The organism is Burkholderia sp. HI2761 (assembly GCF_002223355.1).
Taxonomy (GTDB): domain Bacteria; phylum Pseudomonadota; class Gammaproteobacteria; order Burkholderiales; family Burkholderiaceae; genus Burkholderia.
The window spans coordinates 1-25,741 of the sequence record NZ_NKFN01000001.1 but is presented as its reverse complement, the minus strand read 5'-3'; the positions used below and the strand labels follow the sequence as shown (position 1 = coordinate 25,741).

The 25,741-nt window shown below is 67.6% G+C and carries 23 protein-coding genes; 9 read left to right on the top strand and 14 right to left on the bottom strand.

Translation table 11 applies throughout. The features are described from left to right. Positions 1 to 128: 128 nt before the first annotated feature. From CFB46_RS00115 to CFB46_RS00105, 3 genes are all read right to left on the bottom strand, one after another. Positions 129 to 1,433 carry an MFS transporter gene (locus tag CFB46_RS00115; protein WP_027785123.1) on the bottom strand — a complete coding sequence of 435 codons (1,305 nt, stop codon included), beginning with the start codon at positions 1,431 to 1,433 and terminating at the stop codon, positions 129 to 131. Between the two features lie 148 nt (positions 1,434 to 1,581). Beyond that, positions 1,582 to 2,340: an SDR family oxidoreductase gene (locus CFB46_RS00110; RefSeq protein ID WP_027785122.1), complete on the bottom strand. Its 759-nt coding sequence runs from the start codon at positions 2,338 to 2,340 to the stop codon at positions 1,582 to 1,584. Positions 2,341 to 2,432: 92 nt separating this feature from the next. Next, positions 2,433 to 3,872: an aldehyde dehydrogenase family protein gene (locus CFB46_RS00105; protein WP_027785121.1), complete on the bottom strand. Its 1,440-nt coding sequence runs from the start codon at positions 3,870 to 3,872 to the stop codon at positions 2,433 to 2,435. Between the two features lie 391 nt (positions 3,873 to 4,263). Between CFB46_RS00105 and ppa the strand changes: the two genes are divergently transcribed. Beyond that, positions 4,264 to 4,791: an inorganic diphosphatase gene (gene ppa, locus CFB46_RS00100; RefSeq protein WP_006489643.1), complete on the top strand. Its 528-nt coding sequence runs from the start codon at positions 4,264 to 4,266 to the stop codon at positions 4,789 to 4,791. Between the two features lie 54 nt (positions 4,792 to 4,845). Here the strand turns inward: ppa and CFB46_RS00095 are convergent, their stop codons facing one another. Together CFB46_RS00095 and CFB46_RS00090 are read right to left on the bottom strand one after the other, a co-directional pair. Then, positions 4,846 to 5,700, bottom strand: coding sequence for a GIY-YIG nuclease family protein (locus CFB46_RS00095; RefSeq protein WP_027785119.1), 855 nt, complete (start codon positions 5,698 to 5,700; stop codon positions 4,846 to 4,848). A gap of 49 nt (positions 5,701 to 5,749) precedes the next feature. Continuing rightward, on the bottom strand, positions 5,750 to 6,784 hold the full coding sequence (locus tag CFB46_RS00090) for a helix-turn-helix transcriptional regulator (protein ID WP_027785118.1): 1,035 nt from the start codon (positions 6,782 to 6,784) through the stop codon (positions 5,750 to 5,752). Positions 6,785 to 6,935: 151 nt separating this feature from the next. On the opposite strand from CFB46_RS00090, the gene CFB46_RS00085 reads away from it, so the two are divergent. Further along, complete coding sequence (locus CFB46_RS00085; RefSeq protein WP_089499101.1) at positions 6,936 to 9,182, top strand: glycoside hydrolase family 3 C-terminal domain-containing protein; 2,247 nt, start codon at positions 6,936 to 6,938, stop codon at positions 9,180 to 9,182. Positions 9,183 to 9,253: 71 nt separating this feature from the next. Here CFB46_RS00085 and CFB46_RS00080 read toward each other — a convergent pair whose 3' ends face one another. Beyond that, entirely contained in the window at positions 9,254 to 10,432 is a 1,179-nt protein-coding gene (locus CFB46_RS00080; protein ID WP_027785116.1) for a GNAT family N-acetyltransferase, read from the bottom strand. 109 nt (positions 10,433 to 10,541) lie between these two features. Between CFB46_RS00080 and CFB46_RS00075 the strand changes: the two genes are divergently transcribed. Together CFB46_RS00075 and CFB46_RS00070 are read left to right on the top strand one after the other, a co-directional pair. Then, positions 10,542 to 12,275, top strand: coding sequence for an NAD+ synthase (locus CFB46_RS00075; RefSeq protein ID WP_089499100.1), 1,734 nt, complete (start codon positions 10,542 to 10,544; stop codon positions 12,273 to 12,275). A gap of 83 nt (positions 12,276 to 12,358) precedes the next feature. Next, the gene (locus tag CFB46_RS00070; protein ID WP_006398637.1) at positions 12,359 to 12,697 is read left to right on the top strand and encodes a P-II family nitrogen regulator; all 339 of its coding nucleotides are present in this window, start codon (positions 12,359 to 12,361) and stop codon (positions 12,695 to 12,697) included. Between the two features lie 186 nt (positions 12,698 to 12,883). Here the strand turns inward: CFB46_RS00070 and CFB46_RS00065 are convergent, their stop codons facing one another. Together CFB46_RS00065 and CFB46_RS00060 are read right to left on the bottom strand one after the other, a co-directional pair. Next, the gene (locus CFB46_RS00065; protein ID WP_027785114.1) at positions 12,884 to 13,960 is read right to left on the bottom strand and encodes a porin; all 1,077 of its coding nucleotides are present in this window, start codon (positions 13,958 to 13,960) and stop codon (positions 12,884 to 12,886) included. Between the two features lie 535 nt (positions 13,961 to 14,495). Beyond that, the gene (locus CFB46_RS00060) at positions 14,496 to 15,422 is read right to left on the bottom strand and encodes a LysR family transcriptional regulator (RefSeq protein WP_027785113.1); all 927 of its coding nucleotides are present in this window, start codon (positions 15,420 to 15,422) and stop codon (positions 14,496 to 14,498) included. A gap of 135 nt (positions 15,423 to 15,557) precedes the next feature. On the opposite strand from CFB46_RS00060, the gene CFB46_RS00055 reads away from it, so the two are divergent. Continuing rightward, positions 15,558 to 16,055, top strand: a complete 498-nt coding sequence (locus CFB46_RS00055; RefSeq protein ID WP_027785112.1) for a GNAT family N-acetyltransferase — start codon at positions 15,558 to 15,560, stop codon at positions 16,053 to 16,055. Positions 16,056 to 16,128: 73 nt separating this feature from the next. On the opposite strand, the gene CFB46_RS00050 is transcribed toward CFB46_RS00055, so the two are convergent. From CFB46_RS00050 to CFB46_RS00035, 4 genes are all read right to left on the bottom strand, one after another. Further along, positions 16,129 to 16,908: an ABC transporter ATP-binding protein gene (locus CFB46_RS00050; protein ID WP_006489654.1), complete on the bottom strand. Its 780-nt coding sequence runs from the start codon at positions 16,906 to 16,908 to the stop codon at positions 16,129 to 16,131. 18 nt (positions 16,909 to 16,926) lie between these two features. After that, entirely contained in the window at positions 16,927 to 17,640 is a 714-nt protein-coding gene (locus tag CFB46_RS00045; protein ID WP_027785111.1) for an ABC transporter permease, read from the bottom strand. Beyond that, on the bottom strand, positions 17,637 to 18,326 hold the full coding sequence (locus CFB46_RS00040; RefSeq protein WP_006489645.1) for an ABC transporter permease: 690 nt from the start codon (positions 18,324 to 18,326) through the stop codon (positions 17,637 to 17,639). The genes CFB46_RS00045 and CFB46_RS00040 overlap by 4 nt, the downstream gene beginning before the upstream one ends. A 229-nt stretch (positions 18,327 to 18,555) precedes the next feature. Next, the gene (locus tag CFB46_RS00035; RefSeq protein ID WP_027785110.1) at positions 18,556 to 19,338 is read right to left on the bottom strand and encodes an ABC transporter substrate-binding protein; all 783 of its coding nucleotides are present in this window, start codon (positions 19,336 to 19,338) and stop codon (positions 18,556 to 18,558) included. A 364-nt stretch (positions 19,339 to 19,702) separates the two neighbouring features. On the opposite strand from CFB46_RS00035, the gene CFB46_RS00030 reads away from it, so the two are divergent. Continuing rightward, entirely contained in the window at positions 19,703 to 20,413 is a 711-nt protein-coding gene (locus CFB46_RS00030; protein ID WP_027785109.1) for a pirin family protein, read from the top strand. 68 nt (positions 20,414 to 20,481) lie between these two features. On the opposite strand, the gene CFB46_RS00025 is transcribed toward CFB46_RS00030, so the two are convergent. Next, positions 20,482 to 21,036 carry a periplasmic heavy metal sensor gene (locus CFB46_RS00025; protein ID WP_027785108.1) on the bottom strand — a complete coding sequence of 185 codons (555 nt, stop codon included), beginning with the start codon at positions 21,034 to 21,036 and terminating at the stop codon, positions 20,482 to 20,484. A 224-nt stretch (positions 21,037 to 21,260) separates the two neighbouring features. On the opposite strand from CFB46_RS00025, the gene CFB46_RS00020 reads away from it, so the two are divergent. Then, positions 21,261 to 21,986 (top strand): response regulator, encoded by a 726-nt coding sequence (locus tag CFB46_RS00020; RefSeq protein WP_006493394.1) that lies wholly within the window; start codon positions 21,261 to 21,263, stop codon positions 21,984 to 21,986. Continuing rightward, on the top strand, positions 21,970 to 23,286 hold the full coding sequence (locus CFB46_RS00015) for an ATP-binding protein (RefSeq protein ID WP_027785107.1): 1,317 nt from the start codon (positions 21,970 to 21,972) through the stop codon (positions 23,284 to 23,286). Before CFB46_RS00020 ends, CFB46_RS00015 begins: the two co-directional genes overlap by 17 nt. 42 nt (positions 23,287 to 23,328) lie before the next feature. On the opposite strand, the gene CFB46_RS00010 is transcribed toward CFB46_RS00015, so the two are convergent. After that, positions 23,329 to 23,595: a double-stranded DNA-specific endonuclease gene (locus CFB46_RS00010; protein ID WP_011545926.1), complete on the bottom strand. Its 267-nt coding sequence runs from the start codon at positions 23,593 to 23,595 to the stop codon at positions 23,329 to 23,331. Positions 23,596 to 24,096: 501 nt separating this feature from the next. On the opposite strand from CFB46_RS00010, the gene CFB46_RS00005 reads away from it, so the two are divergent. Further along, positions 24,097 to 25,741 (top strand): ABC transporter permease (locus CFB46_RS00005; protein ID WP_089499099.1); only part of this gene is annotated, 1,645 nt, incomplete at its 3' end.

The following is a 25,741-nucleotide window of genomic DNA, read 5'->3' as shown; positions in this document are numbered from 1 at the left end:
GTTGCCCGTCCGAAGTCGAAAACGCCCCGGCGGCCGGGCAATGCCGGGCGTCGGGGCGTTTCGTGGGCCGGCCGTCGGCCGGCGGGTTCGGCTGTTCGGCGTGCCGGTGCGCTTTTACGCACCCCGCATCACTTGTCGACGAGCCGCTTTGGCACCGACAGCGCAAGCAGCCCGCCGAGCACGAGAAACCCGGCCAGCATGTACATGCCCGAATCGTTGGCGCCCGTCACCTGCTTGAGCCAGCCCATCAGGTACGGGCTCAGGAAGCCGGCGAGGTTGCCGATCGAGTTGATCATCGCGATGCCGGCCGCGGCGGCCGTGCCGCCGAGGAACGCGGTCGGCAGGCTCCAGAACAGCGGCAGCGTCGTCAGGATGCCGATCGTCGCGAGCGTGAGGCCGAGCATCGCGAGTGACGTCTGGTGCGCCCAGATCACCGACAGCACGAGGCCGAGCGCGCCGATTGCGGCCGGAATCGCGAGGTGCCAGCGGCGTTCGCGGTGCTTGTCCGCGCTGCGCGCGATCAGGATCATCGCGACCACCGCGGCCGCATAGGGAATCGCCGACAGCAGGCCGATCATGAACGTGTCGGTCACGCCCGTCGCCTTGATGATCGTCGGCAGCCAGAAGCCGACACCGTAGAGCCCCATCACGAACGAGAAATAGATCAGCGCCATCAGCCACACGCGCGGGCTCGACATCACCGCGCCGAGCGACAGGTCTTCCTTGGTGGCTTCCTCTGCGTCGACGTTGCGCGCGAGCAGCGCCTTTTCCTCATCGGTCAGCCACGTCGCCTTCGCGATCCGCTCGTCGAGCGCGAAGAACACGAGCACGCCGGCGAGCACCGACGGAATGCCTTCGAGCAGGAACAGCCATTGCCAGCCGTGCCAGCCGCTCACGCCGTCGAACGCCTTCAGGATGAAGCCCGAGATCGGGCCGCCGATCACGCCGGACAGCGCGACGGCCGTCATGAAGAACGTCGTCATCCGGCCGCGCCGGTGCGCGGGATACCAGTAGGTGAGGTAAAGGATCACGCCGGGGAAGAAGCCCGCTTCGGCGACGCCGAGCAGGAAGCGCATCACGTAGAACATCGCGGGCGTCGTGACGAACATCGTCAGGATCGAGATCACGCCCCACGTCGCCATGATGCGGGCGATCCACACGCGGGCGCCCACCCGGTGCAGGATGATGTTGCTCGGCACCTCGAACAGGAAATAGCCGAAGAAGAAGATCCCGGCGCCGAGCCCGTACACGGTATCGCTCAGGTTCAGGTCGCTCGCCATCTGCAGCTTCGCGAACCCGACGTTCACGCGGTCGAGATACGCGACCACGTAGCACAGCAGCAGGAGCGGCACGAGCCGCCACGACACCTTGCGGTAGGTTGCTTCCTCGAATGCGCCGGACGAGCCCGGCAGCGACTGCGTCGATGTAGCCATGTTGTCTCCTGTCGATCAAAGTTGGCGCTCGAGCGGTTACCTGGATCCCGTGCGCCACTGTCGTTGTAGTTGGCCGGCTCGGACGCAGCGGCGCGTCCGAGCCGGTTTCGTGCGAAGCAAGACGGAGTAATCGTGCCGCCTGGTACGGCTAGATGCAGCGCCCGCCGTCGACTTCGAGGCAGACGCCGGTGATGAATTCGGCTTCGTCGGACGCAAGGTACAGCGCGGCGTTCGCGATGTCCTGCGGCGTCGAGAAGCGGCCGAGCGGGATCGTCGCGAGGAAGCGGCGGCGATTTTCCGGGGTGTCCTCGCAGCCCATGAACTCGGTCATCAGCGCGGTTTCGCCGAGTACGGGGTTGATGCAGTTCACGCGGATGCGGTCGGCGCCGAGCTCGGCCGCGAGCGACTTGCTCGCGGTGATCATCGCGCCTTTCGTGCTGTTGTACCAGACGAGGCCCGGGCGCGGGCGCACGCCGGCCGTCGACGCGACGTTCACGAACACGCCGCCGCCCTGGGCGCGGAAGTACGGCACGAAGGTCTGCACGCACCAGAACAGGCTCTTCATGTTGACCGCGTACACGCGGTCGAATTCGGCTTCCGTCACGTCGAGCACGGGCTTGTTGCGGTGCGTGGTGCCGGCGTTGTTCACGACGATCTGCACCGAATGGAAATCGTCGAGCGCCGCCTGCAGCAGCGCGCGCCAGTCGTCCTCTTTCGATACGTCGCCGGCCACCGCGATCGCCTTGCCGCCCGCGAGCGCGATCTCGCTCGCGACGCGCTCGGCCGCCGCGCCGTTCAGGTCGTTGACGACGACGTTCGCGCCTTCGCGCGCATACGTCTTCGCGATGCCTTCGCCGAACCCCGAGCCGCCGCCCGTGACGATGGCCGTCTTGCCGCTCAACCGCATGGTGTGTCTCCTGTGCTGGTCATGAGAGTCGTCGTGCGTCGACAGGCGGTCGGGCGCTGCCGGCCGCCTGTCGCGTGCTGCGTGCCGTGCGTTCAGCCGTGCCGGATCGCGATCGTCTTCAGCGCGGTGAAGCCGTAAAGCGCCTCGAAGCCTTTCTCGCGGCCGTGGCCCGAATGGCCGACGCCGCCGAACGGCAACTCGACGCCGCCGCCCGCGCCATAGTTGTTGATGAACACCTGGCCCGCGCGCAGGCGCCGCGCAAGCCGCATCTGGCGTGCGCCGTCGCGCGTCCAGATGCCCGCGACGAGGCCGTACGGCGTGCCGTTCGCGAGCGCGACGGCTTCGTCCTCGTCGACGAAACGCATCGCCGCGAGCACGGGGCCGAATACTTCCTCCTGGGCGAGCCGATGCGACGGCGGTACGTCGCGCAACAGCGCCGGCGCCTGGTAGAAGCCGCTTTCGGGCGCATCCGCGACGACCTGCCCGTGCGCGGCCATCGGAATGCCGTCGTGCTGCGCGTCGGACAGGAAATCCCACACGCGTTGCTGCTGCTTCGCGTTGATCAGCGGGCCGCAGTCGAGATCGGCGCGGCTCGGGCCGACGCGCAGCCCGTTGAACGCGGTGGCGAGGCGCTCGATGAGCGGCTCGTACACCGCGCGCTCGATCAGCACGCGGCTACCGGCCGAGCAGGTCTGCCCGCCGTTCTGCACGATCGCGGACACGAGTACGGGTAGGGCCGCTTCGAGATCGGCATCGGCGAACACGATTTGGGGCGACTTGCCGCCGAGCTCGAGCGTGACCGGCACGTGGTTCTCGGCCGCCATTTGCGTGACCAGCTTGCCGGTGGCCGGCGAACCCGTAAACGAGATGTGGTCGATGCCCGGATGGCGGGCGAGCGCGGCGCCCGCTTCATGGCCGTAGCCGGTGACGATGTTGAGCGCGCCGGCCGGCAGCCCGGCCTCGGCGGCCAGCTCGGCCACGCGCAGCAGGGACAGGCACGCGTCCTCGGCCGGCTTGACCACGCAGGCGTTGCCGGCCGCGAGCGCCGCGCCGACGCTGCGCCCGAAGATCTGCATCGGGTAGTTCCACGGCACGATATGGCCCGTGACGCCGTGCGGCTCGCGCACCGTCAGCACCGTGTAGCCGGCCTGATAGGGGAGGGTTTCGCCGTGCAGCTTGTCGGCGGCGCCCGCGTAGAACTCGAAGTAGCGCGCGAGCGCGGCCGCGTCGGCGCGCGCCTGCTTCAGCGGCTTGCCGGTGTCGCGCGCCTCAATCGCGGCGAGTTCCTCGAGATGGTCGGCCACGCGCGCCGACAGCCGCATCAGCACGCGGCCGCGTTCGGCGGCGCTCGTGGCGCCCCACGGGCCCGCGAACGCGTCGCGGGCCGCGGCGACCGCGCGTTCGATGTCGGGCGCGGTGCCGCGCGCGATCGTCGCGAACGGCTGGCCGTCGGACGGATCGACGACCGCGATGGTTTCCAGTTGCGCGGGCAACGTCCATTCGCCCGCGATGAAGTGCTTCGCCTCTTCCATGCTTGCTCCTGTCGACCCAAGTTAGCGCTTTAGCGCTTACTTGGGTCCCATGCATCGCGGTCGACCCAAGTTGGCGCTTTAGCGCTTGGTTGGGTCCCATGCATCACGGTCGACCCAAGTTGGCGCTTTGGCGCTTGGTTGGGTCCCATGCATCGCGGTCGACCCAAACTGACGCTTTGGCGCTTGCCCGGATCCCGTGCTTCGTAGTCGACGTGCAACGCGGCCGCCGGTTCGACGGCCGGACATCCGGAACGATTATCGCGCCGATCGTCATCCGGACGCCACCGGTCGATTGGCTATAATGGCGCATTCCTTTTTTGGGGGACGCCCGCGGCGGTGCATCGGCCGAGGCGCCCTGTCCCGAATTCCCATCGACCTACAGAGAGTGCTCATGAGCTTCAATCATGTTCCGGCCGGCAAGGACCTGCCGCAAGATTTCAACGTGATCATCGAGATTCCCGCGCAAAGCGATCCGGTGAAGTACGAGGCGGACAAGGAACTGGGCCTTCTCGTCGTCGACCGCTTCATCGGCACGGGCATGCGCTACCCGGTGAACTACGGCTACATCCCGCAGACGCTGTCGGGCGACGGCGATCCGGTCGACGTGCTGGTGATCACGCCGTTCCCGCTGCTGGCCGGCTCGATCGTGCGTTCGCGCGTGCTCGGCATGCTGCAGATGACGGACGAGTCGGGCGTCGACGCGAAGCTGGTCGCGGTGCCGCACGACAAGATCTGCCCGATGACGGCGAACCTGAAGACGATCGACGACGTGCCCGAGTACCTGAAGGACCAGATCAAGCACTTCTTCGAGCAATACAAGGCGCTCGAGAAGGGCAAGTGGGTGAAGGTCGAAGGCTGGGCCGGCATCGAAGCCGCGCACAAGGAAATTACCGACGGCGCCGCGAACTACAAGAAGTAAGCGGCGTGCCGGCCGACGGCCGGCTCGTACGGAACGCCAACCGCGCGGGTCTCCTCAGGAGGCCGCGCGGTTTTGTTTTGCGCGCACGGTTTTCCGGCGAGCGGGCGGGGAAGCGGGCGGCAGCGGGGCGGCCGGTGCTTTCTTCGCGCGCTTCGCGCGGGGCGGGGCAACGGACGGAGCGATCGCCCCGGCGGCTTTCGTGGCCGCCGGACGGCGGCGGGCCGATGCGGAAGCGGCGTCTTCGCGTACGTTCGCGGCCGCTGTGGCGGCCGGTGCCTTCCTTTTTGGCGACGCGGAGGAGGGCGAGCCGGTTTTCTTTACCGGCGTGCCACGCGACGACGTCTTTTTTGCGGCTGCCGCTGCATCGCCGTCGGTTTTTGTACGTTTCGCGTCTGGCGCGGCTTTATTTGTCTTCGTCGACTTCGACGCTTGTTTGCCCTTCGCAGGCTTTGCCGTCTTTGCAGGCTTCGCGGCCGTTGCGGATCCGGCAAGTTTCCTGGTCTTCGCCTTTTTCCCGGCGGCCTGTTCCGTTGCAGCCGTCTTCGCCGCATCGTCGACGTTCTCTGTCTTCCCCTTCTTCCGCCCACGCGCCATCGCTTTCGTCCCGGCCGTGTCGCCACTTTCGTCGAGCGTGACCGCCACCGGCAACACCGATTCCAGTGTCCGTATGCCGGCTGCCAGCTCGCGCTTTTTCGCGGGCGTGAGCCGCTTCACCCAGTATTCGGCGCGCGACGCGCTCGACCGGTCGGGCAGCGGAAACGACGCGAGCACCGCGCGCGGCTTGCGCGAGCGCGTGTAGCGCGCGCCCTTGCCGGACGCGTGCTCGTCGAAGCGCGCGGCGACATCGGTCGTGATGCCCGTGTAGACGCTGTCGTCGGTGCATTCGATCAGATACAGAAACCAGGACATGGCAGGGCGGCGGGATGCGAAGCCGCCAGTGTCTCAGAAAAAACGGGCGTCAACGCCGCCGGTCGCCGTGCCCGTCGCGAAAGCGGCTGGGCGCCGCGCCGAGTTCGCGCGTGAAGAAGCGCGTGAACGCACTCGTCGAACGGAAGCCGACGCGCACGCCGATCTCGCCGATCGGCAACTGCGTATTGAGCAGCAGGTCGCGCGCCTCGCCGAGCCGCGCCTGCGCGACGAGCGCATGGAAACCGACCGCTTCGCGATGCAGGCGCCGGCGCAGCGTCCAGCGCGACATCGCGAAGCGCGTGCATACGTGCTGCATCAGCGTATCGGTCGGCACGTCGGTGTCGTCGGCGGTGCGCAGCCAGTCGCGCACGCATTGCTCCACCGACGAGCCGAACGTCGAACGTGCGCGCACGCGTTCGCGTGCGGCGTCGGCCGCATGACGCTGGATGGCGGCGAGCGGTGCGTTGTAGCACTCGAACGGCGTGTCGACGTGCGCGGAGCGCAGCACGATGCGGTTGTGCGGGGCATCGAACGACACCGGCGCGCCGAGCATGTCGCGCAGCGCGGCAACGGGCGCGAACGCGCGGCCGGCGAATGCGGCGTCGTCGATGCGCACGTGCGGATCGTACAGGCGCGCGAGCGCCACGAGGATCGCGAGATTCGCGAACGCGCTGCCCGCGTGCCGGCCGTCTCCTTCGTTCACGTACTCGAGCGCGATCGCGTCGCCGTTCTCGTGCGCGAACACCCAGTCGACGTTGCCGATCAGCTCGCGGTAGTGCAGGTAGCCGTGCAGCGCGTCGCGCAGCGTCGCCGCATTGCACGTGATACCCGCGAGTTCGGGAAACGGCACGAGCCACGGCACGACCTGCGGCGGCGGGCGATGCCATGACAGCGGCCAGCCGCTCGTCAGTTGCATCGCGGCCACGTGCCGGTCGCCCGCGATGCGGCGCGTGTCGTCGGCGAGCTCGGCTGGCCCGATGCCGAGCGTCGCGTAAAGCGGTGCGGGATCGATGCCGTTCGCACGCGCGTCTTCGCACAGCCAGCGGTAGATCCGGACGGATACCGATTTCTGTTGCAACTCCATGTCTGTCTCCCTGTCGTCATGCCGTTCGGGTTTGTCCCCGCTGCGAGAGGTCAACGCATGCTCCTGCCGGTCAAGCGTGGTGACCGGTCGATTCTTAGACTTGGACGCTGGAGTGAGGCGACAAGTACAACAGAACGATTCTGGAGGATCAATGAAAAATTCGCTGTTCCGGTGTTCGACGATTGCGTCCGCATGTGCGCTCACGGTGCTGCTTGCGTCGTGCGGCGGCGACGACATCCATGCGCCGGCCGACCCCGACGCGGCCGCCGACCAGCGCGCGGCCGCGCTCGTCGGGCAACTGACGACCGACGAGAAGCTGCAGCTCGTGCATGGCACCGGCATGCCCGCGCTCAGCCTGGGTGGCCCGTTTCCGCCCGACGCGCTGAACGGCGCAAGCTACATCCCGGGCGTGCCCCGGCTCGGCATTCCGGCGGTCAGCAGCGCCGATTCGGCGGGCGGCGTGAACGTGAAGAATGCACGCGTGACCGCGCTGCCCGCGCCGGTCGCACTCGCGGCGACGTGGGACCCGGCGCTCGCGGGCACCTACGGCACGCGCATCGCGCTCGAATTGCGTGCGCTCGGCTTCGCGGAAGGTCTCGGCGGGGGCGTGAACCTCGCGCGCGAGCCGCGCAACGGCCGCACCTTCGAATACATGGGCGAGGACCCGGTGCTCGCGGGCACGCTGAGCGCCGCGCGCACGCAGGCCACGCAGGCGCAGAAGGTGATCGCGACAATCAAGCATTTCGCGTTCAACGACCAGGAAACCAACCGGATGACGGTCGATTCGGTCGTCGACGAGCGGACCATGCGCGAGGCAGAACTGCTCGCGTTCGAGATCGGCGTGAAGGGCGGCCAGCCGGGCAACGTGATGTGCTCGTACAACAAGCTGAACGGGGTGTATGCGTGCGAGAACCCGTATCTGCTGACGACGGTGCTGAAGAACGAGTGGGGTTTCAAGGGCGTCGTGCAGTCCGACTGGGGCGCGACGCACTCGACGGTCGCGGCCGTGCAGGCCGGGCTCGACGAGGAACAGCCGGGCGCGGCCGACGACGGCAACGCGCCGCTCGGCTCGTACTTCAATTCGAAGCTGCGCGCGGCGCTGCAGGCCGGCAGCGTGTCGGTCGCTCGGCTGAACGACATGGTGCAGCGCAAGCTGCGCACGCTGATCCGCATCGGCGTGATGGACGCGCCGCCGAAGCCGGGCGGCGCGATCGACGAAGTCGCCGGCAACGCCGACGCGCTCGCGATCGCACGGCAAGCGGCGGTACTGCTGAAGAACGCGGCCGCGCCGGGCGACACGCAGCCGGTGCTGCCGCTCGCCGCCGGCACGCTCAAGTCGGTCGTCGTGATCGGCGGCCACGCGGACGCGGGCGTGCTGTCGGGCGGCGGCTCGGGTGCGGTGCCGGCGATCGACGGCAACGCGGTGACGTCCTGCCAGCAACCGGCCAATATGCTGTTCGGCGGGTGCGCGACCTGGTACAAGTCCGCGCCGCTCGCGGCGATTCGCGCGAAGGCGCCGAACGCGTCGGTCAGCTATCTCGACGGGACCGACGCGAATGCCGCGGCGAGCGCGGCCGCACAGGCCGATGTCGCGATCGTGTTCGCCACGCAGTGGCAGACGGAAGGGCTCGACCTCGCGAGCCTGTCGCTGCCCGATGCGAAGGCGGACCCGTACAACCAGCAATACGACCAGAACGCGCTGATCGCCGCGGTCGCCGCGAAGGCCAAGCGCGTGATCGTCGTGCTCGAGAACGGCAGCCCGGTGTTGATGCCGTGGCTCGCGAACGTGCATGGCGTGCTGGACGCGTGGTATCCGGGCGCGCAAGGCGGCCAGGCGATCGCCGACCTGCTGTTCGGCGATGCGAATCCGTCGGGCCGGCTGCCGCTGACGTTCCCGAAGCAGGAGGCCGACCTGCCGCAGCCGACGATCGATCCGTCGAACCTGCGGAACGTTTATGCGGAAGGGCTCGCGTACGGCTATCGCTGGTTCGACGCCAAGGCGATCGAGCCGCTGTTCCCGTTCGGCTACGGGCTGTCGTACACGACGTATGCGTTGTCGGCGATGTCCGCGCAGGCTGACGCCGCGGGCAACGTGACGGTCGGCGTGACGGTGACGAATACCGGTGCGCGCGCCGGTACGCATACGGTGCAGATCTACGCGGCGCTGCCCGCGTCGCTCGGCGAGCCGCCGAAGCGGCTCGTCGGCTGGACCAAGGTCGCGCTGCAGCCGGGCGAGGCGCGCACGGTCAGCGTCGCGGTGCCGGCGCAGCGCTTCGCGGTGTGGGATGCGAGCGCGCACGCATGGCGGATCGGCGCGGGCAGCTACGGGCTGTCGGCGGCCGCGTCGTCGCGCGACCCGCAGGCGCTGTCGCAGACGGTGACGCTCGCCGCGCACTGAACCGGCGGCGGCCGTGCGGCATGCGGCGAGCCCATGCATGGCTTCGCCGCATGCCGGTGCGCGGGATGCCGCTAGCCGGCGTCGCGCCGAAAAGGATCGTGCTCGCGCAGTTCGTCGACGTACGCGTGGATATGCTCGGTCTCGCGTTCGAGAAAGCGCGCGACCGCATCGGAAAAAGCCGGATGCGCGAGCCAGTGCGCGGAGTGCGTGACCGTCGGCAGAAAACCGCGCGCGAGCTTGTGCTCGCCCTGCGCGCCGCCCTCGAACGTGTCGAGCCCGGCTTCGATGCAGAATTCGAGCAACTGGTAGTAGGCCGTTTCGAAATGCAGGCAGGGCACGTGCTCGATCGCCCCCCAGTAGCGGCCGTACAGCGTGCCGCCGCCGTGCTCGCCGCGCCGGTAAACGGCGAGCGCGCTCGCGATCGGCCGGCCGTCGGCTTCCGCGATCACGAGCAGCAGGTTCTCGGGCATCGTCGCGCCGATCGTGCGGAAGAAGTCGAGGTTCAGGTACGGGCTCGAATAGTGCTCGCGGTAAGTCTGCCGATAGCAGCGCGAGAAGAAGCGCCAGTCGGCGTCGGTGATCCGATCGCCGGTGAGCCGCCGGAAGGTCACGCCCGCATCGTGCACCTTGCGCCGCTCCGCGCGGATGTTCTTGCGCTTCTTCTGTTCGAGCGTGCCGAGGAAATCGTCGAAGTGGCGGTAGCCGTCGTTGATCCAGTGGAACTGCACGCCTTCGCGCAGCATCATCCCCATCGATTCGAGGAGCCGCGCTTCGTCGCCGGTCGGGAACAGCACGTGCAGTGACGACACGTCGCTCTGCTCGGCGAACGCGAGCAGCGTGGCCGCGAGCCGGCGGCGTGCGTCGTCGTCGGCCGCGAGGAGGCGCGTGCCCTGCACCGGCGTGAACGGCACCGCGCACAGCAGCTTCGGGTAATAGGGCAGGTCGTTGCGCTGGTACGCGTCGGCCCACGCCCAGTCGAACACGTATTCGCCGTACGAATGCTGTTTCGCGTAGACGGGGGCGGCGGCCGCGAGGCGGCCGGTGCGCGCGTCGGTCAGCGTGACGAAGTGCGGCGACCAGCCGGTGTCGTCCACCGCGCAGCGCGCGACGTGCAGTGCGTCGAGGAATTCGTGGCGCAGGAACGGCGTGGGCTGCGCGTCGCGCGCGAGCAGCGCGTTCCATTCGTCGGCCGGCACCTCGGCGGGGGACGACAGGATGCCCGTGCGATAATCGATGCGTTCGTGTTTCAAGCGTGAATCCGTACCGTTGGATGTTGCCGGGTGCGGGCCGCCGTGGCCCGCGCCCGGATCGATTTCGTCAGCCGTTCAAGGCGCGCCGCCGGGTTGCGCCGATCCCGCCATGAAGACCCGACTCGCTCTCGCCCAGATCAACGTCACCGTCGGCGATTTCGCCGGCAACGTCGCGCGTATCGTCGCCGCCGCGCGTGCCGCGCACAACGATGGTGCGCAACTGATGGTCGCACCCGAACTCGCGCTGTCCGGCTATCCGCCCGAAGACCTGTTGCTGCGGCCCGCGTTCTACGCGGCGGCGGCCGCCGCACTCGATGCGCTCGCCGACGCGCTGAAGGCGTTCGACGGGCTCGCGGTGCTGGTCGGCCATCCGTTGCGCGGTCCGGGCAGGGGGCCGGGCAGGGGTGCGGGCAGCGGTGCGGACAGCGCGTCAGCCGTCGATGGTAATGCAAACCGCCCGATCGAGCGCGGCGTGCCGCCCACCGACACCTTCAACGCGGCGTCGCTGATCGTCGGCGGCGAGATCGTCGGCACCTACCGCAAGCAGGATCTGCCGAACGCCGAGGTGTTCGACGAGAAGCGCTATTTCGCGACCGACACCGAGCCGCTCGTGTTCGAGCTGAACGGCGTGAAATACGGCGTGATCATCTGCGAGGACGCGTGGCATGCGTCGGCCGCGCAGATCGCGAAGGCGGCCGGCGCGCAGGTACTGCTGATCCCGAACGGCTCGCCGTATCACATGAACAAGGAAGCGGTGCGCATCGACATCCTGCGCGCGCGGATTCGCGAGACCGGGCTGCCGATGGTGTACGTGAACCTCGTCGGCGGCCAGGACGAACTCGTGTTCGACGGCGGTTCCTTCGTGCTCGACGCGCAGGGCGCGCTCGCCGCGAAGATGCCGCAGTTCGACGAAGGGCACGCGATCGTCGAATTCGACGGCCCGCGGCCGCTGCCCGGCGCGATCGCGCCCGAGCTGTCGACTCACGCGCAGGTGTACCGCGCGCTCGTGACCGGCGTGCGCGACTACATCGGCAAGAACGGCTTTCCCGGCGTGCTGATCGGGCTGTCGGGCGGCGTCGATTCGGCGCTGGTGCTGGCCGTCGCGTGCGATGCGCTCGGGCCTGAGCGCGTGCGCGCGGTGATGATGCCGTCGCGCTTCACGGCCGACATCTCGACCACCGATGCGGCGGAGATGGCGCGGCGCGTCGGCGTACGCTACGACGAGATCGCGATCGCGCCGATGTTCGATGCATTCCGCGCCGCGCTCGCGGGCGAATTCGCGGGCCGCGCGGAAGACGCGACGGAGGAGAACATCCAGGCGCGCATCCGCGGCACGCTGCTGATGGCGCTGTCGAACAAGTTCGGTTCGATCGTGCTGACGACCGGCAACAAGAGCGAGATGGCGGTCGGCTACTGCACGCTGTACGGCGACATGGCTGGCGGTTTCGCGGTGATCAAGGACATCGCGAAGACGCTCGTGTACCGGCTGTGCCGCTATCGCAACGAAACGGCCGACTACGGGCCGCGAGACGTGATTCCCGAACGGATCCTGACGCGCGCGCCGTCGGCCGAGCTGCGCGAGAACCAGACCGACCAGGACAGCCTGCCGCCGTACGACGTGCTCGACGCGATCATGCGGATGTACATGGAAGAAGACCGGCCGCTCGCCGAGATCGTCGAGGCCGGCTACGCGCGGGCCGACGTCGAGCGCGTGACGCGGCTCATCAAGATCAACGAATACAAGCGCCGCCAGGCGCCGATCGGCATCCGCGTCACGCATCGCGCATTCGGGCGCGACTGGCGCTACCCGATCACGTCGTGCTCTACCGAACGGCTCGATTGAGCGGTGCTGGGCCGGATGCGGCTCGCCGGCTTACAATCGGGATCGCGATTTTTCATCCAAACGAGCATTGGGGGACAACCACCATGAAACGCATCACTGCCATCATCAAGCCGTTCAAGCTGGACGAAGTCCGCGAAGCGCTCGCCGAAGTGGGTCTCACGGGCCTGACCGTGACGGAAGTGAAGGGCTTCGGCCGCCAGAAGGGCCATACCGAGCTGTATCGCGGCGCCGAATACGTCGTCGACTTCCTGCCGAAGATGAAGATCGAGGTGGTCGTCGCGGAAGCGCAGGTCGATCAGGTGATCGACGCGGTGATCGGTGCGGCGCGCACCGGCAAGATCGGCGACGGCAAGATCTTCGTGTCCGACGTCGAGCGCGTGATCCGCATTCGCACCGGCGAAGAGAACGAAGCGGCCGTCTGAGCGCCGCGTCCGCGCCATTCGATCAATCGCGGCCGCTTCGGCCGCGTCCGCCGATCGGGCCACGGGTCGCACGAACCCGGCCCGCCAAGAAAAAACGGTGCGGATACCCGTTTGGGTACCGCACCGATACGCGCCTCTCGCAGCAGCGTGGAAAGTGTTGTCGAATCGTTGTTTGACGGCGCCCGATCAGAACAGGTGCTGGATGCCGGCGTAGACGCCGGTCTGGCTGCCGCCCTGATGCGGGTTGCCCGTCGACACGGCCGTACCGGCGCCGTTCGCGTTCAGGCCGAAGTTGGCCGACGAGCTGTTGCGCACCGTCGCGACCTGCAGGTCGAACAGCGTGCGCTTCGAGATGTTGTACGAACCGCCGACCGTGTAGATGTTCGCGTTGCCGCCGCCGTGGTTCGCGTTCACGTGATACACGGCTGCGATCAGCGCCGCTGCCGGCGTGGCTTGCCACGTCACGCCGCCCCACACCTGCTGCGTACCCGTCACGCCGGCGTTCACTGCCGGGCCACCGCTGCCGTCGGCGCGCGATGCCTGGTAGGCCGCCTGAACCTTGAACTGGCCGAGGAACACGTTCACGCCCGCGAAGTATTCGCGCGAGTAGTTGAACACGTCCGAGAAGCGGCCGTTGCTGTCGCGCGTTTCGTCGTAGATGCCGCGCAACTGGAACAGCGAGTTCGTGTAGGTGACCTGACCGCCCATTGCACGGCCCGGTTGGCCGGCCGTCGTGTTGCCGTTGAAGCTGGTCGAGTTCGAGAAGGAGAACTGGCCGTAGAAGTCGAGACCATAGAGCGACGGCGACTGGTACGACACGTTGTTGCTGGTCTTGTTCCAGTTACGGCCGCGCACCAGCGAGGCCGTCGACCAGGACGACTGGCCGAACGGGTCGAAGTCCCACACGCCGTTGGCGATCGCGAGTTCGCGACCCAACAGCAGCGTACCGTAGCGGTCGTTGGAGATACCGACGGTCGCGAAACGATCCCAGATCGAGCCGCTGAAGCCGCCCGTCATCGTGTTGAACGCGCCTTCGAGGTGGAACAGGATCTTGTTGCCGCCGCCGATGTCCTCGCTACCCTTCAAGCCCCACAGGCTCGTGCCCCAGTCGCCGCTTTCCGCGCGCACTTGGTGGCCGTTTTGGAGGCCGTTCATGTACTCGATGCCTGCATCCAGGCGGCCATACAGCGTGACGCTGCTCTGCGCGTGCGCCGTCACCACCCCAGCAGCCATCAGCGCGGCCGCGACCAAAGCTTTCTTCATCGTCTCCTCCATACCCTGTCAAAAAGTCAACCCAGAACTGCACGAGATGCCCGGCGCGGCACGCACCGGGCAAAAGCGGGATAACCAGGGAGACCTCGTGCAGGGCCGGTAAGCGCGGCACGCGGGCAAGCAGACGGAAATACCGTTGAGCGGTCCCGCGCAGCCGGGTCGGCCTGCGGGTCTCCTTGTAGTGTCGTGAAGCTAAACTACATTTCACGAACTTCGTTTTGCTACTTTGGTTACTAATTTAGCAAAAATACAATTTTGTGGCGACGGAAATCGTTGTTTGACTAACCGCTGTCGCCAATTTGCCATGCAACACGGTGCCCAAGGGTTCTCGATTACCGGAAAACCCTTGTCCCGCAAGGGAGACATGGATTCCATGGGCATGGGTCAAGGATTGCCACTATTGACGTTGCCGGGGCGCCGGCGTAGGCGCGAAAGTTGCAAAATTGGTAAGTATTTCGTAATGATTCGGGCGATTGCCGCCATCGCCGATCGACGCCTGAAACGCCCGTCCTGCAACGCGCCGCGCTTAGTCCGGGCTCGGTCGTGCGTCGAGCAACTGGGCGCGAATCCAGCGATGCGCATCGGTGCGCGCGTGCTTCGCATGCGAGTAGACCTTCACCGTGTAGCGCGGGATCTCGAACGGCGCGGGGAAGATGCGGATCGGCGCCGCGTGCCGCAGCGCCTGCGCGGCGCGGTTCGGCACGGTCATCACGAGAGCCGATTCGGCGATCACGAACGGCGCGGCCAGCACGGTCGGCAACTGCACGGCCACATGCCGCGCAAGGCCGAGCCGGTCGAGCACGTGGTCGACGACGCCGCGCGACTCATTCCACGGCGTGACGACCACGTGGCGGGCCGCCAGATACTGGTCGAGCGTCAGCCGCCGGCGGATGTCCGGATGCGTGGCGCTCGCGATCACGACATAGTCGTCGGAGAACCAGTCGAAATCCTCGATGCCGGGCGCGTCGGCCGCCGATTCTTCGTGGTAGCCGAGGGCGAAGTCGATGCGGCCGGCCGCGAGCGCATCGACGGAAATCTTGCGGTCCGAATGGACGACGCGGATCCGCAGGTGCGGCGCCACGTGTTGAATGCGCGCCAGGAACGCCGGCAGCACCGCGAACGCCGTGTAGTCGGTCGCCGCGAACACGAACGTACGGTCGCTTTGTGCGGGATCGAAGCGGCGCGCGCGGGCGAGCCCCTTCGACATCGCGTCGAGCGAGTCACCGGCCCACGTGGCGATGTCGTCGGCGCGTACGGTCGGCTGCATCTCGTTGCCGAGGCGCACGAACAGCGCATCGCCGATCGCGTCTCGCAGGCGGGCGAGCGCGTGGCTCAACGCCGACGGGCTCAGCGCGAGTTCATGCGCGGCCGCCGCGACCGACCGCTGGCGGTACAACGCGTCGAATACGAGCAGCAGGTTCAGGTCGAGGCGGCGCAGGTCGGGATGCATCATGTTCAGGTCTGGATGAAAAAACTGCACTTTCTGCAGTTGCGCCGTGAACGTAGCATGTCGATCCGACCCGCGCCAAGTGCGCGCGGGGGCGCCGTATTCCATTTTTCCGTCCGGGCCGAAGGAGGGCTCCCCACCGTGCAAATCGATATCCGTTGCGCCACCGTCGCCGACGTGCCGCTGATCCTGCGCTTCATCACCGAACTGGCCGTCTACGAGAAGGCCGAGCACGAAGTCGTCGCGACGCCCGAATCGCTCGAGCGCAGCCTGTTCGGCGAAGGCTCGCCGGCGCGTGCGCTGATGTGCGAGATCGACGGCGAGCCGGCCGGCTTCGCCGTGTATTTCTTCTCGTATTCGACGTGGCTCGCGCGGCAGGGGCTGTATCTCGAGGATCTGTACGTGTCGCCGCGTTTTCGCGGCGCGGGCGCGGGGCTGCGGCTGCTGAAGGCGCTCGCGCGCATCGCGGTCGAGTCGGGCTGCGGACGTTTCGAATGGAGCGTGCTCGACTGGAACGAGCCGGCGATCCGCTTCTACGAGAGCGTCGGCGCGGCGCCGCAGAGCGAATGGGTGCGTTACCGGCTGGCGGGCGACGAACTGCGCGCGTTCGCCGACGGCGCGCCGGTGAGCGCCGCGTAAACGCAAGACGGGCGCCGCGCGGCGAACCGCGGGGCGCCCGTTCGAGCGTGGCGGGTATGGCGGGTGACGCGCGTTACTTGAGGCTACCCGACAGGAAGCCGCGCAGGCGTTCGCTCTTCGGGTTCGCGAACACCTCGGCCGGCACGCCTTCTTCCTCGACGCGGCCCTGGTGCAGGAACATCACGTGATTCGACACGTTGCGCGCGAAGCCCATCTCGTGCGTGACGACGATCATCGTGCGGCCTTCCTCGGCCAGCTTCTGCATCACCTTCAGCACTTCGCCGACGAGTTCCGGGTCGAGCGCGGAGGTCGGTTCGTCGAACAGCATCACGTCCGGATGCATCGCGAGCGCACGCGCGATCGCCACGCGCTGCTGCTGGCCGCCGGACAGATGCGACGGATACTGCTTCTCGACGCGCGGCGCGAGGCCGACCTTCTCGAGGTATTCGCGCGCACGGTCCTCGGCTTCCTTCTTCGGGATGCCGAGCACGTTCACCGGCGCTTCCATCACGTTCTCGATCACGTTCATGTGCGACCAGAGGTTGAAGTGCTGGAACACCATCGACAGCTTGGTGCGTACGCGCTGAAGCTGCTTCGAATCGGCCGCGCGCAGCGCGCCCGTCTTGTCGAGCGCGGTGCGCACTTCCTCGCCGTCGACGAAGATGCGGCCCGCGTTCGGCTGCTCGAGGAAGTTGATACAGCGCAGCATCGTGCTCTTGCCGGAACCGGACGAGCCGATCACGCTGATCACGTCGCCCGAGTTCGCCTTCAGCGACACGCCCTTGAGCACCTCGTTGTCGCCGTACCGCTTGTGGAGATCGTCGACGAAAAGCTTTTGAGTCTGGGAATTCATCAGTATTCCTGCGGAAACTTACTTGCCTTGCGGGCGCAGATAGGCGAGCCAGCGGCGCTCGGCCTGGCGGAACAGCCACACGAGCGTGAACGAGATCGCGAGGTAGAGCAGGGCGGCGATGCCGAACGCGTGGAACGACATGTAGGTCGCCGAGTTCACGTCGCGGGCGATCTTCAGGATGTCCGGCACGGTCGCGGTGAAGGCCACCGTCGTCGCGTGAAGCATCAGGATCACTTCGTTGCTGTACAGCGGCAACGCGCGGCGCAGCGCCGAGGGCAGGATCACGCGGCGATACATCGTGAACGGCGTCATCCCGTATGCGCGCGCGGCTTCGATCTCGCCGTACGACGTCGCCTTGATCGCACCCGCGAAGATCTCGGTGGTGTACGCGCAGGTGTTCAGCGTGAACGCGAGCAGCGTGCAGTGCATCCCGTCGCGGAAGAACGCATCGAGCATCGGCGTGCCGCGCACGGCCTGCAGGCTGTAGAGGCCCGTGTAGCAGAGCAGCAGTTGCACGTAGAGCGGCGTGCCGCGAAACACGTACGTGTACAGCCACACGGCGCTCGACAGCCACTTCCTCTTCGACACGCGCGCCACGGCGAGCGGCACCGACAGGCAGAAGCCGAGGCCGATCGACACGACCAGCAGCCACAGCGTGATCGCGACACCGGTGATGCGATAGCCGTCGGTGTAGAGATAGTTGCGCCAGTATTCTTGGATGAGTTCGATCATAGGTCAGCCTTGCGGACACCGGTCGAGTAACGCTTTTCGAGCCACATCAGCACGAAGTTCGAGATCGTCGTGATGGCGAGGTAGACCGCTCCCGCGATCAGCGTGAAGAAGAAGAACCGCAGCGTGCCCTTGCCGGCGTCCTGCGACGCCTTCACGACGTCGGCCAGGCCGATGATCGACACGAGCGCGGTCGACTTCACGAGCACCTGCCAGTTGTTGCCGATACCCGGCAGCGCGAAGCGCATCATCTGCGGGAACATGATGCGCGTGAACACCTGCCAGTTCGTCATCCCGTAGGCGCTGCCGGCCTCGAGCTGGCCGCGCGGCACCGACAGGAACGCGCCACGGAACGTCTCGGTGAAGTACGCGCCGTAGATGAAGCCGAGCACGAGCACGCCGGCGAGGAACGGGTCGATGTCGATCTGGTCCCAGCCGAGCGCGTCGGTCGCCATGTTCAGCCAGATCTGCAGGCTGTAGAACAGCAGCAGCATCAGCACGAGGTCGGGTACGCCGCGGATCAGCGTCGTATAGACGGTGCCGACGCCGTTCGTCACGCGATTGCGTGACAGTTTCGCGCCGGCGCCGAGCAGCCCCAGCAGGAACGACAGCGCAAGCGAAAGCACCGCCAGTTTGACGGTTTGCCAGGTGCCGGCGAGGATCAGCGGGCCGTAGCCTTGTAGAAACATATGGGGTCCCTGGTGTGGTCCCTGAGGGCGCACGCAGTGCGCCGCGAAAGACGCGTCCGCCAAGCTGCGCGGAACGCCCCGTGCGTATCATGACCGTCCGCCCCGGCAACGGTGCCGGGCCCGCCCGTCGCGCGAGCGGCGGGCAAGGGAGCGGGCGGCGCGTGGTTGACTGCCTGTACTGCCCGGACGCGGGGCCGCCCCCGCATCCGCTGCTTCTTCTTGTCGGCGTTCAGCGGGCCGGCGCCGAATAGACGCTGAACGAGAAGTACTTGTGCGACAGCCGGTCGTACGTGCCGTCCTTGTGCATGTCGGCCAGCGCGCGGTTGATCTTGAGCTTCAGGTCCGTATCTTCCTTGCGCAGGCCGATCGCGGTGCCGTCGCCGATCGTCTTCGGATCCTTCACTTCCGGCCCGGCGAACGCGAAGCCCTTGCCGCGCGGCGTGCGCAGGAAGCCGTAGTCGGCCTGCAGCTCGTCCTGCAGCGTCGCGTCGAGGCGGCCCGAGCCGAGATCGGTATAGACCTGGTCCTGGTTCTGGTAAGGAACGATCGTCACGCCCTGCGGTTCCCAGTACGCCTTCGCGTAGGTTTCCTGCGTCGAGCCCTGCTCGACGCCAACGCGCTTGCCTTTCAGCGACGCGACCGTCGGCAGCAGCGGCGAGCCGGTCTTCGCGATCATCCGCGCGGGCGCGTCGTACACCTTGTCGGAGAAGTCGATCTGCTCGCGGCGCTTGTCCGTGACGGTCAGCGACGACACGATGACGTCGTATTTCTTCGCCTTCAGCGCCGGAATGATCCCGTCGAGATCCTGCGCGACCCACACGCATTTCACGTTGATCCGCTTGCAGATTTCCTTGGTGAGATCCACGTCGAAACCGACGATCTCGCCGCTCGGCGCGGTCGACTCGAACGGCGGGTAGCTGGCGTCGACACCGATCCGCACGGTCTTCCACTCCTTCGCGAAGGCGCTGCCCGCCACGAGGGCGAGGGCGGCGCACAGGGCGGCCTTCTTCATTTCCATCCTTCTGTTGCAGACTTTCCGGGGGCGCTCGCGGCCGGTCGGACCGGGCGCCGCGGCGTATTCTAGACGGCCAAAAATCGCCGATCGGCGCTCTGGCGTTGGCGGCCGCCGGAAGGGCGAACGCCAAAAGGGCGGTATTTTACCCGAACGCGATATCCGGAAAACGGCAATCCGGCACGGTCGACCGATTCCTCGATTCGGCTGTTGCGGTAATCGTTGTAGTCGCAATGAATATTTTGGCAATTGATCGCGCGGATGCAACGATGCGGTGCGCGGGCGGCGGATTGTGGCGCGTGCGAGCGCCCTCTACAGTGGAGGTAAACCCGAACAGACCATCCGCGTCCTGAGCGTCCACCCCATGTTTCAGATCCTGCGCGCCGAAGACCGCTGCCACACGCACCACGGCTGGCTTGAATCGAGTCACAGTTTTTCGTCTGCCTGCCGCGCCGCGCATGCGCACGCGCCGGTGCGTCCGCCCGTCGGCGGGCTGTACGTGCTGAGCGAGGACCTGATCGCGCCGACGCGCGGGTTCGGGATGCTGCCGCGCCGCGACGTGGAGATCGTGACTTACGTGCTGGATGGCGCGCTCGCGCACCGCGACAGCCTCGGCAGCGGCGCGATCGTCCGGGCCGGCGGCATCCAGCGGATGAGCGCCGGCACGGGGCTCGTGCACAGCGTAACCAACGCGTCGCGCGATCGGCCGCTGCACCTGTTGCAGATCTGGCTGCAGCCGGCCGAGCCGGGCGGGCGGCCCGGCTACGAGCAACGGCGTTTCGCCGACGACGAGAAGCGCGGCCGGCTGAGGCTCGTCGCGGCGCCCGACGGCGGCGACGGCGCGCTGTCGATGCGGGCGGACGCCCGCATCTTCGCGGGGCTGATCGACGGCGACGAGACGATCGCGTTCGACGTGCCGGCCGGGCGCAGCATCTACGTGCACGTGGCGCGCGGCGACGTCGACGTCAACGGCCGCGCGCTGGCTGCCGGCGACGGCGCGCGGATCGGCGGCGTGGACGCGGTGGCGTTCGCGCGCGGCCGCACGGCGGAGGTGCTGCTGTTCGACGTCGCCTGAAACAAAAAGGGGGACGCAGGCGGTGCTTGCGTCCCCCTTCGGCGCCGCCGCGGGAGCGGCCCGCCGGCTTACTGCGCCGGCGCCGACGCGCCCTTGGCGGCCGCGCGATGTTGCTCCCAGCGCTCCTTCATCTTCTCGTGGCGCTGCTCCATCTTCGCGAACTGCTGCTTGAGCGCCGTGCTGACCATCGTCTTCTGCTGGTCGTTCAGCCCGTTGTAGAACGTGAGCCACGCGGCGGACGTCTGCTCGCGCAGTTGCGCGTTCTGCGCCTCCGCCTGCTGGCGGGTCGAATGCATCGCGCTCAGGTCGAGGATCGGCTGATTCTGCTGCGCCTTGAACTGCTCGCGCATCTGCTCGTGGCTCTTGCGCATCGCGTCACGGTTCTGCTTCATCGTGTTGACGGCCGCCTGCCATTGCTGTTCCTGCGACGCGTTGAGCTTCAACTGGTCGTGCAGTTTCATGATCGCGCCGAACGGGCCGCCTTCGTGCCCGTCGTGCATCCGCTGCATGCCGGGGCCGCCCGGCGGCGGCATGTCGTTGGGCTGCGCGGCATGCGCGGTGCCGAATGCGAGAGCGAGCACGGTGGCGGCCGCGATGGCCACGCGGGAAGTCTTCTTATACATTTCAGAAACTCCTTGTATCCAAAGGGTCCGGCGATGCGGTGCCGGGAAAGCCGGTTACCGCATCCGGTAAGACGCAGGTTAGCGATACGGGCCCCGGCGGGTGTTACGCGGGGCGGCGGCCCGGTTACCGTGCATTACAGTTCCCTTGCGCGGTAACCCGCAGTAACCCTTTCGTCCCATTGTTTCGTTCTTCGACTCCACCCTCGCGCGGTAAACTTCAAGCCATGACTACCCAGATCCTCATCGTCGACGACGACCAAGAACTCCGAGACCTGCTGCGCGACTACCTCGTGCGCCAGGGGATGGAAGTGTCCGTGCTGCACGACGCGGCGACGCTCGAGAAACGCCTCGAGCGCGAACGGCCCGACCTGATCGTGCTGGACCTGATGATGCCGGGCGTGGACGGCCTGACCGCGCTGCGCCAGTTGCGCGCGGCCGGCGACGACATCCCCGTGATCATGCTGACCGCGCGGGCCGACGACGTCGACCGCATCGTCGGGCTCGAGCTCGGCGCGGACGACTACCTCGGCAAGCCGTTCAACCCGCGCGAGCTGCTCGCGCGCGTGCAGGCCGTGCTGCGGCGCCGCCGCGCGACGCCGTCGGCGGCCGCGCCCGAGCAGCGCGAGCCGTTCGCGTTCGGCCGCTTCCTGCTCGACTTCCAGGCGCGCACGCTGTCGGTCGACGGCAAGCCGGCCACGCTGTCGAGCAGCGAATTCGCGCTGCTGAAGATCTTCGTCAACCACGCGCTGCGCACGCTCACGCGCGAGCGACTGCTCGAGCTGCTGCACGGGCCCGAGTACGACGGCACCGACCGCGGCATCGACGTCCAGGTGTGGCGCCTGCGCCGCATCCTCGAAACGGATCCGTCGACGCCGCGCTTCATCCAGACGGTCCGCGGGCGCGGCTACGTGTTCGTGCCCGACGGCGAGGCCCATGCGCAAACCCATTGATTCGCTGTTCGGGCGGCTGGCGCTGCTCGTCGTCGGCGTCCTGCTCCTGTCGCACTTCGCGTGGTTCTTCGCGATGCGGCTCGAGCGCAACCAGATGCAGACGCGTTATGCGGTCGAGGAGGCCGCGTTCCTCGTCGACGCGGTGCGCCAGCACGTGGCGCGCACGCCCGACCAGCCGCTGCCGTCGCGCGTGCGGCTCGTGTCGCCGGACAGTGCCGATGTGCCGAAGGGCGGCGATTCCGGGCTGCCGCCGCCGCTGAAGCGGTTCCGCGACGACGTGAGCGAGCGCATGCCGCCCGGCACGCAGGTCGAGATCGGCACGCCCGGCCATCCGCCGGTGCTGTGGGTGAAGGAGCCGGCCGATCGCAACTGGATCGTGGTGCCCGTGCAGCCGCTGCGGCCGCCGCGCTCGCTCGACCGGATGCTGCTGTGGCTCGGCACGATCTTCTCGGCCGGCGTGATCGCCGCGCTGTTCGCGGCCTGGCAGTTGCAGCAGCCGCTGCGTTCGCTCGCGCGCGCGGTCGCGCGTTTCGGCCGCGGGCAGCCGGTGCCGCCGCTGCGCGAACGCGGGCCGCGCGAGCTGCGCCAGCTCACGCACGGCTTCAACCAGATGGTGGAGCAGGTGTCGCAGGCCGAGAGCGATCGCGCGGTGATGCTGGCAGGCGTCGCGCACGACTTGCGCACGCCGCTCGCCCGGATGCGCCTGCGGGCGGAAATGATGGACGACGCACGGCTGCGCGACGGCGTCGTGCGCGACGTCGACTCGATGTCGCACATCGTCGACCAGTTCCTGGTGTTTGCACATGGCGGGGCCGATCGCAGCGAGCCGGTGCCGGTCGACCACGCGTGCGAGCGGATCGCGCGCAGCTATCGTGCGGTCGCGCCGAACGCGCCGACGGTCCAGACGCGGCTGGAGGCCGATCCCGGCTTCCGGCTGCCGACGGCGACGCTCGACCGGATCCTGTCGAACCTGCTGGACAACGCGCATGCGTATGGCGCACCGCCCGTGCTCATCGAGACGGCGCGCACGCCGACCGGCTACGTGCTGTCGGTCAGCGACAGCGGCGGCGGCATCGCGCCGCGCGACCTCGCGGCCGCCACGCGGCCGTTCGTGCGGCTCGATCCCGCGCGCGGCGGGAACGGCCACAGCGGGCTCGGGCTCGCGATCGTCGAGCGGCTCGTGCTCAGGCTGGGGGGCGCGTGCGACATCGGCAATCGCCCCGAAGGCGGCTTGCGTGTATCGATGACGTTCCCGTTCGAGGCCGTGCCGAAGGACGAGCCTCACGCACAGGCCGCTTGAGCGGCTGCGGCGCCTGCCCGGCCGGGCGGGCGCCGCGCGGCGTCACTCGCCGAACAGCGTGCCGAGCGTCTCGGCCGCGTTGCTGTCGATCGTGTTGTAGGTCACCGTGGTGGCCTCGAAGATATAGACGGTCGTATACCGGCCAAGACGCTCCAGGATTTCCTCCTGCAGCGATTCCGGCACGACGTTCATGTTCAGGTACCACGCCGTGGACGACAGCCGCGTCTGGAACGACCCGTACTCCTGCATGAGTTCATAGAACGCGTCGGCATCCTGATCGCGGCAGACGATCACCAAGTTTCCTGCCATTCCCTTCCTCCCGCTCGTCGGTCGATCCCCGGGGCCTGTCGACGCAGATGCCGCGTGCGCATTGCCGCGGCACGGCCGAAACGGATCCGGGGGCTAGCCCCGATCATACCTGCTTCGCCGTGTCCGGCTGCTGATGCCGGACACGGTTTGTGCCCGCGTGCGGATGGCGGGTTCCCGGCCGGGCCGGATCACGGCATAATTCGGGCCTGCGTGCCGGCCGCGGGACTGCGGCCGGGCTGTTCCGTACCGCGCGCCCGCCATCCGCCCACGCGCCGGGCACGATCCATGCGCTGCCCGCGCCGTCCGGGGACGGTTGTACCTGAAATACAGGTTGGTGTAGTGTCGTGCCGTCGCGGCCCGGCTGGGCCGGCCGCGGCAGCGCATGCGCCCGCGCCGCGCGTGCGCGAAATCGCCAGCCAATCGAATTACCGCGCCCGTGCGCTTTGCCATGAATCAACATCGACTGCCGGCTTCGTTCGGCCTTACCGGGGAGGGCGCCTGATGAACGTCGGATTCTTCAATCCGAACCGGATCGCCAACGCATCCGCGTGGCGCGTGCTGCCGAACCGGTGGGATTTCATCGCATTTCCGCTGATCATCTGCCTGATCGCGATGGCGGTGGTCGGCTTTCACGAAACGATGGCGCCGATCGGCGTGCTGCAGACGCAGAAGATCTCGCTCGATCCGTCGAACCTGCCCGAATACGCGCTGCGCACCACGCTGCGGATGCTCGCCGCGATGGTCGCGTCGCTCACGTTCACGCTCGTCTACGGCACGCTCGCGGCCAAGAGCCGCCGCGCGGGCATGGTGCTGATCCCGATCCTCGACATCCTGCAGTCGGTGCCGGTGCTCGGCTTCATCTCGTTTACGGTCACGTTCTTCCTCGCGCTGTTCCCGAGCCGCGTGCTCGGCGCCGAGCTGGCCGCGATCTTCGCGATCTTCACGAGCCAGGCGTGGAACATGACGTTCAGCTTCTACCAGTCGCTGCGCACGGTGCCGCGCGACCTGGACGAAGTGTCGCGCGGCTTCCACCTGACGTCCTGGCAGCGCTTCTGGAAGCTCGAGGTGCCGTTCTCGATGCCGGGCCTGATCTGGAACATGATGATGTCGATGTCGGGCGGCTGGTTCTTCGTCGTCGCGTCGGAGGCGATCACCGTCGGCAACCAGACGATCACGCTGCCGGGCATCGGCGCGTATCTCGCGCAGGCGATCTCGGACAAGAACTTCGGCGCGATCGGCTGGGTGATTCTGACGATGACGGTCGTGATCCTCGCGTATGACCAGTTGCTGTTCCGCCCGCTCATCGCGTGGGCCGACAAGTTCCGGATGGAGAACACCGCGTCGGGCGATGCGCCGCAATCGTGGCTGCTCGACCTCGTGCGCCGCACGCGGCTGATCCATCAGCTGCTCGTGCCGGCCGGCTGGCTCTTCGCGAAGGCCGCGCGGATCCCGCTGCGCCTGCCGCTGTCGGGTGCGATGCGCTTCGCGCTGCCGAAAGTCGAGAAGAAGGCGTCGCGCACGGTCGACATCGCGTGGGCGGGGCTCTTGCTGATCGGCACGGCCTATATCGTATGGCGCGTCGTCAGCTTCGTCGCGACCGGCGTGACGATGCCCGAGGTCGGCCACGTGCTCGTGCTCGGGCTCATCACGCTGCTGCGCGTGGTCGTGCTGATCTCGATCGCCTCCGTGATCTGGGTGCCGATCGGCGTGTGGGTCGGGTTGCGCCCGAAGCTGGCCGAAAAGCTGCAGCCGCTCGCGCAGTTTCTCGCCGCGTTCCCGGCGAACCTGCTGTTCCCGGTATTCGTGATCGTGATCGCGCGCTTCCACCTGAACGCGGACATCTGGCTGTCGCCGCTGATCGTGCTCGGCACGCAGTGGTATATCCTGTTCAACGTGATCGCCGGCGCAACGTCCTACCCGAACGACTATCGCGAAGCGGCGACCAACTTCCGCATCCGCGGCTGGCAGTGGTGGCGTCAGGCGATCCTGCCCGGCATCTTCCCGTACTACGTGACGGGTGCGATCACCGCATCGGGCGGCGCGTGGAACGCGAGCATCGTGTCGGAAGCCGTGCAGTGGGGCAACACCAGGATCGAGGCGCACGGCCTCGGCGCCTACATCGCGCAGACCACCGCCGACGGCGATT